This is a genomic window from Thermodesulfobium narugense DSM 14796, assembly GCF_000212395.1.
GTDB classification, from domain to species: domain Bacteria; phylum Thermodesulfobiota; class Thermodesulfobiia; order Thermodesulfobiales; family Thermodesulfobiaceae; genus Thermodesulfobium; species Thermodesulfobium narugense.
Genome location: NC_015499.1, coordinates 1,019,221 through 1,033,427 on the forward strand (window position 1 = coordinate 1,019,221; position 14,207 = coordinate 1,033,427).

Genomic DNA, 14,207 nt, shown 5'->3' on the forward strand with positions numbered 1-14,207 from the left:
TATAAGTATATTTAAAAATTATAAAATAGTTCTTTTCTTTACCCACTGTCTCGAACAAATAGTTTGATACAGACAAAAGGCACATCTTTGTTCAGTTTTATTAGAAACAGGCAAAAAAGGCACATCTTTGTTCAAAATTTCTGAAATTAGATACTTCAAGGCATTAAAATAAGCATTATGAGTTTCATAATTAAATTGAAAGTATTTTTCATCATCAATATTTTTTAAACTCCAAGTACCAGCTATTATTTGTTCAAAGTTTATTTTTTTAAACTCTTCAAACAAAAATATATAAAATGGCAACTGAAAAGATCTAATATTCTCAAACCACAAATTTCTGTTTTCTAACGTCGGCAAAAAATTTGATTTAGGAATCTTCGAAACACCTGTTTTGTAATCTATCAAAAAATATTCGTCTTTCAACTTGTGTATTCTATCAACTCTTCCAACCAACCTTACTTTCAACTCATTAAAAGAAAGTTTTGTAGTAAACTCCTTTTCAAGAAACAAGATCTTCATACTGTTAAGTTCCTTAATATTTTTTTCTAAAACATTCCTTAATGCTAGTCTACATTGTTCCTTCTGGAGCAAAACTTCTTTTGATTCAATTTCTTGAAATTTTATATCTAAAATTTTATATATTTCTTTTAACTCATTATCAAAATCTACATTTATAAATTCAACGTTAAGCCATTTTTTGAAATAAAAATGTAAAATTTCATGAACTATATTGCCTATTTCTATGCTGCTAATATCTTCTTCTATCTCTTTGTGCTCTTTCAAATTCAAGACATAGGCAAAATAAAATGAAAGTGGACACCTTAGATATCTGTCGATAGAAGTAGGACTGAACTCAAAGTCTTTAAGAAACTTTATAATATCATCATTTTTTTCGATAGGAACAGGATTTTCTTGGGCAAATGAAGCCTGAAAATTTATGCCTTTACTGTCAATAGGCATTTCAATAGATCCTCTTATCTTTTGTAAGTCCCAAACTATATTCTCTACAAACCTCGAAATTGTTCTTGAGTCAGAATTAGAATAAAAAAAATAAACTTCTTTAGCACTATTTATTAAATTAATAAAGTTAGTTCTTTGAAGTTCTTCTCTCTCTTTTATTGTAGGTAGATCTAAAATTCTTCTTATATCTTGCGTCAAAAAAAGTTCTTCTTTATTCACATTTGGCAGTTTATCATCACTAATATCCAAGTAGAAAACTCTATCGAAATTAATATTTCTTGTTTCAAGTGCACCTAAAATCTGAATACCATCTAAAATAGAAGAAGAAAATGGAATCCTGGAGCTTTGCATAAAAAATTTTAACAAATTAAAGTACTGATTTAAATTTTTAAACTTAGCGTGTGAGATCCTAGTGGAATATAAGTCGAAAAGAGTTTCATATGCATATCTAAAAAAGTTGTTTCCATAAAGATTCAGGTGCCCTAAAGATTTTATTGATATATAATCCAATAAATCAACTGCTCTCTGTATAAAATCAGGAAAATTCTTTATATTTAAAAATAATTTAATTACTTTGTTATGAATTTCAATTAGAAACTCGCTCAAAGAAGATGTAAAATTATCTTCTGAATTAATTTTCACGTCAAAAGATTTAATAGCATCAAGAACCTCTTTAAAAATTTCTGAATTTCTTTCAAATTCGCTTAATGAAATAAAAATTTTGTTTTTGTTCCTAATATTTTCTTGAATTTTTTGGAAAATAATTCTAGTGACAAAATTTTCTATATTTGGGAAATTTTCTGAAACAATAGAAAATTTATCAAACTTCAGAGTTTTTATATATGGATGAAAAAGTAGATTTATATAGTCTTTAGCATAAAACTTTAAGTTATTCATTCTGGATAGTAAAATAGAAACCATATCAAACAAAGAGTATATTGGTGTTCTTGAAAGAGGATAGCCTATTGAAACATTGTACTTTTCCCCTGCAGGAATAGCATTATATAATACAGGAAATAAACTATTTTCAGAGGTTAATACTATAACGTCTTTATAGTTTAAAGGCTTTTTTTGCTCTAATATATTTCTCAATTTAAGAACCTGACCATTTAAAGTTTGAGATTGATATATATAAAATTTTTTGTTTTCCAAATCATAAAAATTAAAACTTTTTTTCACAAAAATGTGTGATTTTCTACTACTTAATATGTTTTTAAAAAGTTCTTCTTCGCATTTATTTAAACGTGAAAAACCTCCAATTATATAAGTTTTCTCTGGTAATTCTATTCTCTGGACAAAATTATATCTTGAAGCTCTTGTAGAAAGTTTTCTATTTTCAAGTTCTGAGTAAAAGTCTTTATACAACTCAAAGAAATCCTTAATAATGTTAGTAAAATCAGTTTTTAAGACTTTATAAATTAAAGAGTTTTCATATAATTTTGAACTAGAAAAAACATTTATTTTATCAAAACTATTAAAATTTACATTGTTAATCAAGAGCTCTTCAAAATTTTTAAAAAATTCTTCACCCCAAGGAATAAATTCTTCGAAGGAATTATGAATTTTTTTAAAGGAATCAAATTTTTCTGGATTACCCAATAGCATATAGATTATGTCAATAGATTCTATAATATTAATTTTCCTATAAACATTAATCTTTCTTTCATATATATAATCAACAAAATCATCAATAGAATAAGTCGCAGGAATTTTAGATGCTGTTCGTATGCGCTTAGCAATTTTTGAGTAAAAATAATGAATCGCCCTTCTATTTGGAAAAATAACGATATATTCTTCAGAAATTAAATTACTAGCTATGCAGTTAACAATTTCATCAATTAGATCGCTATCTTCCTTTAACCATATTATTTTTTCACTATTTTTAGTCCAAAAATTAAGATTACTCATCTTTTATAATTTCTTTCGACATATTATCAATATCTAATATTACCCCTACAGTACTTCTCCTGTAAAAGTTTTTTACAAGTTTCATATAAAGCTTAATCTGCCTAAGATAGTTTTTCTTTTCAAAATTTTTATAATATTCTTTTAAGCTCGTTTTATAATCCACAACATAAATAATATCCTTCTCTATTACCAATCTATCAATCCTAAAAAGATTACCCTTTTTATCAACAAAATCAACTTCTGTAAAAATTTTGTTAAGAGGGCTAAAAAATTTAGAAAATTGTTCGTTCATAACTATAGATGAAATTTTTTTTGCTATTTCTGGTTCAAAAAGCTTTATATCGTTTTCATAAAGTTTAGTTATATTTTCCAAGCCAAAAAGATCCTCTTTATATTTTATTCTTTCCAAAATTTTATGAAATAAAATTCCTCTTTTTATACTTGCTATGTCATTCTTTTTCCAATTTTGTTCTATACCCAAAGGCTCAACCGTAAATTCATAATTAATTTTAAAATTATCAAACTCAAAATCATTTACTTCAACATCAATTATTTTCTTTTTTTCTCCATCTTCTTTTTCAAGATTATACAAATTGTCACTAGTTTCTATCTTTTTAATACACATAAAATTATAAAGTTCAAATTTTGCCCTTGTCATTGCAACATATAAAAGATTCAAGTCGTCTAAAATACAATCAACATCCTTATCAGATAAAATCTCATTTAAAAAGTTATTCTTTTGTGCTACTTCTCTTGTAATATGAAGCAGTGAAAGTGAGCTTTTATCCGCTTCAAAATTGGTTTTTTCTTCATAAATAAAGAAACTATAATCTAGCTTTTTCTTATTAATAAGGGCATAGTTATTTTCAGCATCAATTACATTTATTACAACAGGAAACTCTAAACCCTTTGCTTTATGAACAGTCATTAATTTTAATGCATCAGTAAAATTAGAAATTTCAATTCTAAAAAACTCACTTTTATCTTGTTCGATAAGATATAGCAGCTTATTTATGTCTACATATCCTGTCAATTCTATTTCAGAAATAATTTCCAACAATTTTACTAAATAGGCCGACTCCTCTGGGAAGTTTTCAGGAATTTTAAAAATTGAGTAAATCAAAGTAATAAGATTATACATTGAGATATAGCCAGATTTAAAATATATTTCTTTGAAATATTTATTCCATAAGTCTATATAATTATTCTTAAATGAGTTAAATAAATTTTTATTTCTGTTTAAAAATATAAATTCTCTTATCTCATTTTGAGAAATATTATTATCAACAAAAATTTTGTTCATTATCTTGCCTAAAATAAAAATAGAAAAATTTAAGTTATCATTAGGCAATTCTATGAATTTTAGTAACGAAACAATTTCTCGAATTATTTTCCTATCTCTGATATCCATTGAGCTTTCTGAAACTACGTTATATCCATTTTCTATAAGCCACGTGGCAACTTTGTTTACTTGAGAATTTGATCTAGCTAGTACTACAATATCACTTAATTTATATCTTTTACTCAATTCATAAATCAAATTAAGCAGTTCAGTTTTTAAAGTACCTATTCTAACATCTTTACTATCGAGAATCTCTTTATCTTCAGGCTCATCAAAAAAAACTATTTGGCTTTTAAAAAATCCTGAATTCTTTCTTTCTTCCAAAGGAAATTGAATAAAATCCTTTAAGCCTGAAATATTATTCGTTTCAGATACTTTGTCAGATATATCCCTTTGAAAAAAATTCTTGATATTTTCAATTATAATTCCATCAGTTCTAAAATTTTTCTCAAGATTCAGCAAAAAAGTATTTTTAGTTGGTTTTTCTATTGTTTCCTTCATAATCTTATAGTTGGCCCCTCTAAAACTATAAATAGACTGCTTTATGTCCCCGACAGCAAAGACTGAACCATTTCTAGACAAAAGATCATCACAAAGTTTTTTTATACAGGCCCATTGAACTTCATCTGTATCCTGAAATTCATCTATTAAAATATGATAAACGTAACTTCCTAAGCAAAACTGAATCTTTGTAATAGTTTCTTCATTAAGATTTTCAAAAATCATTTTATTCATGTTGCCAATATAAATAGCACCAAAATCTTTATAGCAATTTTCTAAAGTTAATTTGAATTTACTAAGCAATTTAATGTATGGCTGAAATCTTATTTGACTCAAAATTGGTAAATATGTGTATATCTCAGAAATATTTTTTTCCCATTCAGATTTCAAATAGATATAATCATCACTTTTTTCTTTATTAAAGGGGAAGGTTTTATAAATACTTTTAATAATGTTGATTATATTTTTTTCAGGATTATTTAATTTTTCTATAAGTTTATAGAAATTCTCTTCTTTAATTTTTCCGTTTAGCTTAAAACTCTTTCTTAAAGACTTTTCAGCCAATAAAGCTAAATTTCTCATGAGTAATTTTACTTTATCTAAAGCTGGCTCAATATCCTTATTTTCTTTAAAGTATCCTAGTTTCCTATTCTCTAAATTCAATAAAGTTAATAAATTTTTTTTCAAATCTTCTTTTGGGTTAAAGCTTATAGAGTTGTTTGAAGCAATAACTTTTATAAACTCCTCAAGCTCAAGAAAATCAATGTCTTGTATGAATTTATCAACAGCAAAATCAATTATTTCTTCAATATCAATTTTTATATTACTTGCTAAAATGTTAGTTTCAAATGCCATCACCTTAAAAATTTTTGACATAAAGCTGTCGATCGTGCTTACCTGAAATTCATAAAAATTATTAAATATTAAATCTATTAGCTTTTCAGATCGAGTAACGATTTCATTAAAGGGGAGAGATAGTAATTCAATTAAATTATTTTTATCATCTTCGCTTAACAAACCTAGAGATATTCTTTTTAACCATTCCAAAATCCTTTGCTTCATTTCGTTTGCAGCATTTTTTGTAAACGTTAGAGCAATGATATTTGATAAATTATTATTTTGTATACATTTTGACAACAAAAACTGGCAAAACCTCATACACAAAGTATAAGTTTTGCCAGAACCTGCAGATGCGCTTACTAAATAAAAGTGGGGAAAAGTTAGTTCATCATCTCTTTGTAATCTTGATACTCTCTTTAACCCATCTTCCAAAGAATACTATCCACACAAAATAATATTAATCTTTATTGATTCTTTCAACCTTCTTTAACCAACCATCTGGAGCTTTTATTTTGCCGTTTTGTATGCCAGTATAATATTCATAAATTTTTTTCGTATATTTTCCTACTTTTCCATCTCCTACTGTTATCGACGAACCATCTTCAAAAATATATTCCCCAACTGGTGAAATAACAGCAGCAGTGCCAAATCCTCCAGCTTCTATTATTTCGCCTGATTTAATTTTTTCAACAAATTCGTCCAATAAAACCCTTCTCTGTACAACTTTTAAACCTAAAACATTTTGTAACTCAAGAATAGACTCTGATGTAATGCTCCTTAAAATAGTGTCTGTAAACTCAGGTATAACAACTGTACCATCCTTTTCAATATGAAAATGGTTCATTGCTCCTGCTTCTTCTATGTATTTGTTTTCAGAATCCAAATACAATACCTGACTAGCACCAAATTTCTTTGCAAATTCTCCAGCTCTTAAAGAAGCAGCATAATTTCCCGCAGCCTTTGCGGCACCTGTACCTCCACTCACAGCTCTATGAAATTTTTTTGTAATAAGAAGTTTAATGGGCTTAGTAAATCCAGCAGGATAATAAGGACCACTAGGCGACAGTATAACAGCAAAAATATATTTACTAGATGGATGTACTCCAAGGGAGTCTTCTGTCGCAAACATGAATGGCCTTATGTAAAGCGATGCTCCTTCTTGAAGCGGAAACCATAATCTATCAACATCTATTAGAGCATGAATAGCCTTTATTTGTAATTCTTCGTCAAGTTGAGGCATACAAAGAATTTCAGCAGACACATTTAATCTTTTAGCATTCTTATCAATTCTAAATGAATATATTTCACCATCCTCATGCATAAAAGCTTTTGCGCCCTCAAAAAGAGCCTGGCCATAGTGAATTGCAATTGCACCCGGGGAAACTGGAATATCTGAATATGGCACTATTCTAGCATTTTGCCATTTTGAATCTTCATAATTTAACAAAAACATATGATCTGTTCTTAATTGGCCAAAAGAAAGAGTTGAGGTAGGTTTAAAAGGTTCAGATCTTCTATCTGATTTACTTTTCAATTTGTAACTAATCTCCATCTGTAATCCTCCTAAATTAAAGATAATTTTATTTTACTTCTTCGCTCACTAAAAAATACTTCGTTGTATTTTTATTTTTTATTTTTTTAACTTTATTAGTTTCTATTAATTTGTCTAAAACTGCTTCAGCAGCAATTAAAGGATCGCTTACACTAAATTTATACCCTTGAAAATGACTTCCTACTTTCACATCTTTAATTGCATTTGCAACATCATTTAAAGTAACTCCTTGTGAATGACTTGAAATAAATGATATTACCTTCTTTTCAAGTTTTAAGCCTATTTGCTTTTGAAGTTCTTTCGGCATATTATAGGAACGCTTATAACCATATATATAAAGCAAAGCTCCCATAATTGCAAAGGATAGAGTGCCCAAAATATAAAACTCAATGTTCATACAAAAACCCTCATTTTTCCTTCAACAATTTAATTAATTTATTATTAACCAAAATTCTAATAAAGACAACAAGTCTTTCAAGAGTCAGATCTGGTTCGTTGCTAAAGTGCTTTTGCATTTGAATAAATATATCATTTACAGTAAAATTTCCTGTACAGTGCTGCCATACAAATTGGCCATATTTATCTAAATTAATAAAGCTCTTACCATAATTAGGGAACCATTTTTCATATGTTGAACGAAAAATACCAGCATGATAGACGGTCAGCTTAAGCTGACCGTCTATCATTTCATCTGAGACATTTGAATTTTTTACAGGATACATTTCCAAAAGATTACCTTTATTTTTTTTGCTTCCAAACAAAATTTATTCTACCTCAACTTTTTTCTTCATAAGATAGATATAAACGCCAACTGCCAAGAGGAAATAAATTAAGAGAGAAACAGCATTAACAAATCCGCCCCATGTAAAGTTAACTGCAATATTAATATTTTCATATACTAGAAAGGCAAGAATTACACCCATCAAAGATCCTCCAGCAATTAAGCCGGAATTCAAGAGGACCCCTTCTTCTATCTTAGCTTTTAAAATATCCTTATCTTTAACAGTTTTGGAAAGAACCAGTTGTAATAATCCACCTGTTGCAATTGCAGCAGACGTTAAAATTGGCAAATACATCCCAACAGCAAAAGCTAAAACAGACAAGCCTAAAATCTCAGCAATAATAGCTACAAAACCACCGATTGCTACTAATGCCCATGGCATTGTGCCACCTATTACACCCTTAATAACCAAAGACATAAGCATAGCTTGTGGAGCAGGCAATTCCTTTGTTCCAAAACCATAAGCATGACTAAGCATGACTAAAATTGAACCAATTACAAAGGATGATGCAACAGCACCTATAATCATTCCATATTGCTGAGCTTTAGGAGTAGCGCCGACTAAAAATGCCGTTTTTAAATCCTGTGATGTATCCCCAGCAACTGCAATTGAAATACAAACTAAAGCACCTGTTATAAGTGTTGCAACCATTGCAGTATCTCCAACCCAACCAAACAATCTAAAAACTATAGCCACCAAAATTATTGTTCCTATTGTCATTCCTGACACAGGGTTACTAGATGAACCAATAATACCGACAATTCTAGATGACACCGTTGTAAAGAAGAAAGAAAATATTAACATAAGAAATGCACCAAGGAATCCAATATTGAATTGGGGGGTAAGAGCTACGTAGAAAAATATAATACCTACAATAATTAAGAGCAATAAAAATGGCATATCGCTTTGAGTACGTATGTCTTTAATACCATTGTTATTTTTATTCTTACTTAAACCTTTAATTGTTGCGTCAAAAGATCCAATAATAGTTGGCAAAGATTTTATAAGCGTTATCAAACCTCCAACTGCAACAGCACCTGCTCCAATATAGCGAATATAAGTGCTCCACAGCGCCCAATAGCTCATCTGTGAAATAGGTACTTTCGAAGGATAAATTGGAGCAGTTAATCCGCTACCAAAATATGAAATCAAAGGCATCAAAACAAGCCAACTAAGCATACCTCCTGTAAGCATTGTAAAGGAAGCTCTTGGTCCTATTATAAATCCTACGCCCAAAAGAGCAGGCAACGTATCAAAACCTATTGCAGCTCCTTTTAATCCAGGAATACCCCAATCAGGAGTCTCATTCCAAAGACCCAAGCCGTCCATCAAAAATTGATACAACGCTCCAACACCTATACCCATAAAGACTGTTTTTGCACCTGTACCACCTTGATCCCCAGCAACCAAAACTTCCGCACAGGCTGTCCCTTCTGGATAAGGTAAATTGTGATGTTCATTAACTATTAGAAGCTTTCTAAGTGGTACCATTAAAACTACTCCTAAAACACCACCTAGTAATGCCATTGTGTCAACTTCCAAAAGTCCAGGATTATATCCCCACAAGAACAAAGCAGGTATTGTAAATATTACTCCTGAAGCGATTGCTTCACCTGCAGAAGCAATTGTTTGAGCAATGGTGTTCTCTAAAATCGTACCTCTTCTGAAAATACCCTTCAAAATACCCATAGACATAACTGCAGCAGGAATGCTAGCACTAACCGTCAAACCTGCTTTCATACCTAAATATGCATCGGCTGCACCAAAAACTATTGCCAAAAAAACACCAAGTAAAATTGCTGTCACTGTAAACTCTGGAATAACCTTATCAGCGGATATATAAGGTACATATTCTTGTCCAGAGACGTTTAGGTAATTAAGTTTCTTTCTATTTTCCATTATCTTTTCACCTTCTATAGATTAAAAATTTAATTAGTTTAGTTTAGCTTTTTAGATCTTAGCAATTTGATAATTTTAACAACGCTTCAGCATATATTGCAGAACACTTAATTAAGTCTGAAATCTTAGCAAATTCGTTTGCCTGGTGACACAAATCCTCTTCACCTTCAAAAAGGGGGCCAAAAGAAACAGTGTTCGGTATATGCTTAGAATAAGTACCTCCGCCTATAGAGAGTGGAGGTGTGTTAGATTTAACATATTTTCTATAAACTTCCAACAAAGTTCTAACCAAAAAATGATCTTCTGGATAAAAAAGTGGTCTATCCTTTAACAAAAATTCAACTTTTGCGCCAGCTTTTTCAACAATTTCTACAAACTTTTCATTAATAGCATCATAATCTAAAGTTACAGGCGTTCTATAGTTGATATCCAAGGAAAACACATTGTCTTTCAAATTAACAATACCAACATTAAACGTAAGCTTACCATATTTATCTTCACAAAAGATACCAAATTTTTTTCCATCTGTCTCACCATCAATATAGGCAGCAAGCCAATCAATTGTACTTTTTATTTTGGAATTTAAAGACAATTTTGAAAGAAATTCAATTAATCCCATTATTGCATTTAAACCGAGTTCTGGATGCGCTGCATGTGAGCTTTTACCAATACACTCAACAGATATTTCTTTGCCATATTTAACGTTCCACTTAAATGGCTTTTCTGATTCAAATTTTTTTATAACTTCAGAAACTATTTTTTCATCAGCATTTTTTAAAATCACAGTTGCTTTATTTGGAACTACATTAGCTTTAGTTCCACCAGTAATCTCTTCTATAATCACTCCGTCAGTACTTTGATTAAAGTTCCAGGATACCCTCACAAAAACCATGCCTTTTTCAGAATGTATTACTGGGAACTCAGCATCGGGCGAGAATGCGTAAATAGGTGGTTTTTCCTTTGCAAGATACAAAGGCATATCGTTTGAACCTTCTTCTTCATTTGTACCAAACAAAAGCCTAATTTTTTTCCCTATTTTTGCTCCTAGCTCTTTTATGGCATAGAGAGAATAAAGTGAAGCCATAGCTGGTCCTTTGTCATCAATTGCACCTCTAGCATAAATTTTATCCCCGTCAATTCTAGCAACAAAGGGATCGCTATCCCAACCTTCTCCAGCAGGAACAACGTCAAGATGTGCCAAAGAACCTACATAATCTTCTGAATCTCCGTACTCAACTACCCCAACCGCATCATTAACTACAAAAGTTTTAAAACCCATTCTTTTAGCGATATTTAAAGTTTCATCCAAACATTTTCTAACTTCCACCCCAAATGGTGCTCCCTCAGACTTTTCTTGATTTACACTAGGATAAGATAAGATTTTTTTCAGATCTTCCAAAAATTCTGCTTTTTTGTTTTCAACAAAAGATAAATAATCCATCTACATATTCTCCTTTACATCTTCTTAAATTAAGAATTTAAAAAAAGATAAAATTGTTAAAGCTTATAAAAAACCAATTACCACCACCCTCTTAATTTCATTACTTCAACAATTCTTTTGATTGCTACCACATAAGCGGCCTGCCTCATGCTGATACTGTATTCCTTAGCAGCCTTTAAAACATTTTTGTAGGCTTCGGTCATTCTGTGATCAAGTCTTTTATAAACCAGATCCTCGTCCCAGTAATACATATAGAAATTTTGGACCATCTCAAAATAAGATACAGTTACACCTCCTGCATTTGCAAGAAAATCAGGTACAAGATGAATTCCTTTTTTGAACAAGATTTTGTCAGCGTCGGGCGTAGTTGGACCATTGGCAAGTTCAAGGATAATTTTTGCTTTAATATCATTCGCATTATTTTTTGTAATGACTTCTTCAAGAGCAGATGGCGCCAAAACATCTACATCCAATAGCAAAAGTTCTTCGTTAGTTATGTCCTTTGCACCAGGAAAACCGCTTACATGTCCAGTTTTTTCTTTGTGTTCTTTCAAAGCTTTAGCATCAATACCATTTGGGTTAAAGGCTCCACCCTTACTATCACTAACTGCCACTACTTTCATGCCAAACATCTTCTCAGCTAATAGAGCCGCATAATAGCCTGCGTTTCCAAAACCTTGAATAGCTATTGTAGACTTTGCAAGATCAAGTCCTAAATACTTTGCAGCCTCTCTTAAAACAGACATTCCTCCTCTTGCTGTTGCATCTTCTCTCCCCAGAGATCCCCCCATTTTAATTGGTTTACCAGTAATAACTCCAAACTGATTTTTACCAATTATTTTAGAATATTCATCCATCATCCACGCCATAACCTGAGGATTGGTATAAACGTCTGGAGCAGGAATGTCTTGATCTGGACCTATAAGTTGCCAAATCTTATCAATATAACCTCTTGCCAATCTCTCAAGTTCGTTAATAGACATTTCTTTAGGGTTACATATTACACCACCCTTTGCACCCCCAAGTGGTAAACCTATACAAGCCGTTTTCCAAGTCATCCATGCAGCCAAAGCTCTAATAGTGTCAATAGTTTCTTCAGGATGAAATCTTATCCCTCCCTTACATGGGCCTAAAGCATTGTTATACTGGACTCTAAAGCCATGAAAGACTCTTAAGTCACCGTTATCCATCCTTACAGGTATAGACACGTGAATTTCTCTCATAGGCGTTCTTAGAATCTGCATAACATTACTATCTATCTTCAAAATCTGCATAACCTCATCTAACTGATCTTGAACAACCTCAAATGGGTTAATCAAATTCAACCTACCCGCCTCCTTAAATTTAAGAGCATATATTCAAAATTTAATATAATATATTTTATTATTTATTAAGCACTTTAACAAATAACAAAAATAATATGTATTAAATAAAAAAATTTTATATTATACAATTTTTTGTATAATTAACATTATACTCCTTACTTACTAAATTGCAAATTTGATCTTTTATAAAAAAATAATATAATTTAGATATGGAAAATTACATAACTTTAGAACAACTTTCAAAGGAAACCAATATTGCGGAATCTACAATCAGAAGATATATAAATAAATTCGAATCTCTTTTTGATATTAATAATGAAAAAAGGTCTAAAAGATATAATAAAAATTGCATTCCTCAATTAATTAAAATTAACGAAATGTATAAAAAAGGATTTACTACAGATGAAATAAAAAAATCTTTAAATATTGATGTCAAAGATAAATCTAATTTGGTTAACCAAAATAAAATAACTAGTGTTCAATCAGAGACTTGTAAAGATTTAAAAAATTTTGATACAGAAAAAAGTTTAAGCAATTTGCTTTCTCAACAGATTTCATTACTCGAGGAAATAAAAAATAACCTAAAAGTTTTAGAAGATATTGATTCTCTAAAAAAAGAGGTTAACAAAAAAGAGGTTGAAATCGCAAATTTAAAAAGAGAAAACTTCGAACTTAGACAATATTTAAGCAGATTAGAAGAAAAAATAAATTCTTATGAGAAAGAGCTAAGTAAATTAAAAAAAGAATCTGACAAAACTTTGATGGAACTTTTTAACAATTTAAAATTTGAACAAAACAAAGAAGGGCAACAGTCCTGGTGGAAAAAATTCTTTTCAAAATAAAATTAAAATTATTTCAAAACTAAAGGGGGCAAAAAATTGAAGTTATTAAGATTTAAACATCACAACGAAACAAAATTTGGAATATTAGAAGGAAACGAAGTAATAATTTTAGAAGAAAATTTCTTAAATTCTATCAAGAAAGGTTCAACTAAAATAAGTCTTAATGAAGTTGAACTTCTTTCTCCTGTGTTACCTTCCAAATTTGTATGCGTAGGCTTAAACTATATGGATCACGCAAATGAAATGAAAGAATCTCTTCCTTCAGAACCCGTCCTATTTTTGAAACCATCTACAGCAGTTAATCATCCTGAACATCCAATTTTTTATCCTAAGCAAACCAAAGAACTTCATTACGAGGCAGAATTAGTTGTGGTAATTGGAAAACTTGCAAAGGATATAAAAATTGAAGAAGCAAAAGACTATATATTAGGTTACACTTGTGGCAACGACGTTACTGCAAGAGATTTACAGAGAAAGGATGTCCAATGGACAAGGTCAAAATCATTTGATTCATTTGCTCCAATTGGACCTTGGATTGAAACAGAAATCGACCCAAATTCGCTAAACATAAAATTGATTCTTAATGACGAGATAAAACAAGAGTCTAACACTTCAAATTTAATATTTAAGCCAGATTTTTTAGTTAGCTTTATTAGTTCGGTTATGACACTATTACCTGGAGACGTAATTATGACTGGAACCCCTTCTGGAGTAGGAGCAATGAAGGTAGGCGACAAGGTAAGTGTTGTGATAGAAAATATTGGAACGCTTACTAATAAGGTAATTTAAATTATTTCATGATTTAGGAGGGATAA

At 30.2% G+C, this 14,207-nt stretch carries 10 protein-coding genes; 2 read left to right on the forward strand and 8 right to left on the reverse strand.

Features of this window, described 5'->3' with window-relative positions; all coding sequences use genetic code 11:
• Positions 1–18 precede the first annotated feature (18 nt).
• From THENA_RS05185 to THENA_RS05220, 8 genes are all read right to left on the reverse strand, one after another.
• Positions 19–2,868 (reverse strand): PD-(D/E)XK nuclease family protein, encoded by a 2,850-nt coding sequence (locus tag THENA_RS05185; RefSeq protein WP_013756370.1) that lies wholly within the window; start codon positions 2,866–2,868, stop codon positions 19–21.
• Positions 2,861–5,983, reverse strand: a complete 3,123-nt coding sequence (locus tag THENA_RS05190) for a UvrD-helicase domain-containing protein (protein WP_013756371.1) — start codon at positions 5,981–5,983, stop codon at positions 2,861–2,863. Before THENA_RS05190 ends, THENA_RS05185 begins: the two co-directional genes overlap by 8 nt.
• A 25-nt stretch (positions 5,984–6,008) precedes the next feature.
• A complete protein-coding gene (locus THENA_RS05195; RefSeq protein ID WP_013756372.1) occupies positions 6,009–7,103 on the reverse strand; it encodes a branched-chain amino acid aminotransferase in 1,095 nt (364 codons plus the stop codon).
• Positions 7,104–7,131: 28 nt separating this feature from the next.
• The gene (locus THENA_RS05200; protein ID WP_013756373.1) at positions 7,132–7,500 is read right to left on the reverse strand and encodes a hypothetical protein; all 369 of its coding nucleotides are present in this window, start codon (positions 7,498–7,500) and stop codon (positions 7,132–7,134) included.
• A 10-nt stretch (positions 7,501–7,510) separates the two neighbouring features.
• Positions 7,511–7,864 carry a PqqD family peptide modification chaperone gene (locus tag THENA_RS05205; RefSeq protein WP_013756374.1) on the reverse strand — a complete coding sequence of 118 codons (354 nt, stop codon included), beginning with the start codon at positions 7,862–7,864 and terminating at the stop codon, positions 7,511–7,513.
• A gap of 3 nt (positions 7,865–7,867) precedes the next feature.
• On the reverse strand, positions 7,868–9,784 hold the full coding sequence (locus THENA_RS05210) for an OPT family oligopeptide transporter (protein ID WP_013756375.1): 1,917 nt from the start codon (positions 9,782–9,784) through the stop codon (positions 7,868–7,870).
• A gap of 58 nt (positions 9,785–9,842) precedes the next feature.
• Positions 9,843–11,225, reverse strand: a complete 1,383-nt coding sequence (gene pepV / locus THENA_RS05215; RefSeq protein WP_013756376.1) for a dipeptidase PepV — start codon at positions 11,223–11,225, stop codon at positions 9,843–9,845.
• Positions 11,226–11,302: 77 nt separating this feature from the next.
• Entirely contained in the window at positions 11,303–12,550 is a 1,248-nt protein-coding gene (locus THENA_RS05220) for a Glu/Leu/Phe/Val family dehydrogenase (RefSeq protein ID WP_013756377.1), read from the reverse strand.
• A gap of 209 nt (positions 12,551–12,759) precedes the next feature.
• Between THENA_RS05220 and THENA_RS05225 the strand changes: the two genes are divergently transcribed.
• Positions 12,760–13,392, forward strand: coding sequence for a MerR family transcriptional regulator (locus tag THENA_RS05225; RefSeq protein WP_013756378.1), 633 nt, complete (start codon positions 12,760–12,762; stop codon positions 13,390–13,392).
• A 36-nt stretch (positions 13,393–13,428) separates the two neighbouring features.
• Positions 13,429–14,181 (forward strand): fumarylacetoacetate hydrolase family protein, encoded by a 753-nt coding sequence (locus THENA_RS05230; protein ID WP_013756379.1) that lies wholly within the window; start codon positions 13,429–13,431, stop codon positions 14,179–14,181.
• The last annotated feature ends 26 nt before the right edge of the window (positions 14,182–14,207 follow it).

Bases quoted from the DNA above. Each gene is read 5' to 3' on its own strand.
- THENA_RS05185 (WP_013756370.1), bottom strand. From the start codon at position 2,868: ATGAGTAATCTTAATTTTTGGACTAAAAATAGTGAAAAAATAATATGG.
- THENA_RS05195 (WP_013756372.1), bottom strand. From the start codon at position 7,103: ATGGAGATTAGTTACAAATTGAAAAGTAAATCAGATAGAAGATCTGAA.
- THENA_RS05200 (WP_013756373.1), bottom strand. From the start codon at position 7,500: ATGAACATTGAGTTTTATATTTTGGGCACTCTATCCTTTGCAATTATG.
- THENA_RS05210 (WP_013756375.1), bottom strand. From the start codon at position 9,784: ATGGAAAATAGAAAGAAACTTAATTACCTAAACGTCTCTGGACAAGAA.
- pepV (WP_013756376.1), bottom strand. From the start codon at position 11,225: ATGGATTATTTATCTTTTGTTGAAAACAAAAAAGCAGAATTTTTGGAA.
- THENA_RS05225 (WP_013756378.1), top strand. From the start codon at position 12,760: ATGGAAAATTACATAACTTTAGAACAACTTTCAAAGGAAACCAATATT.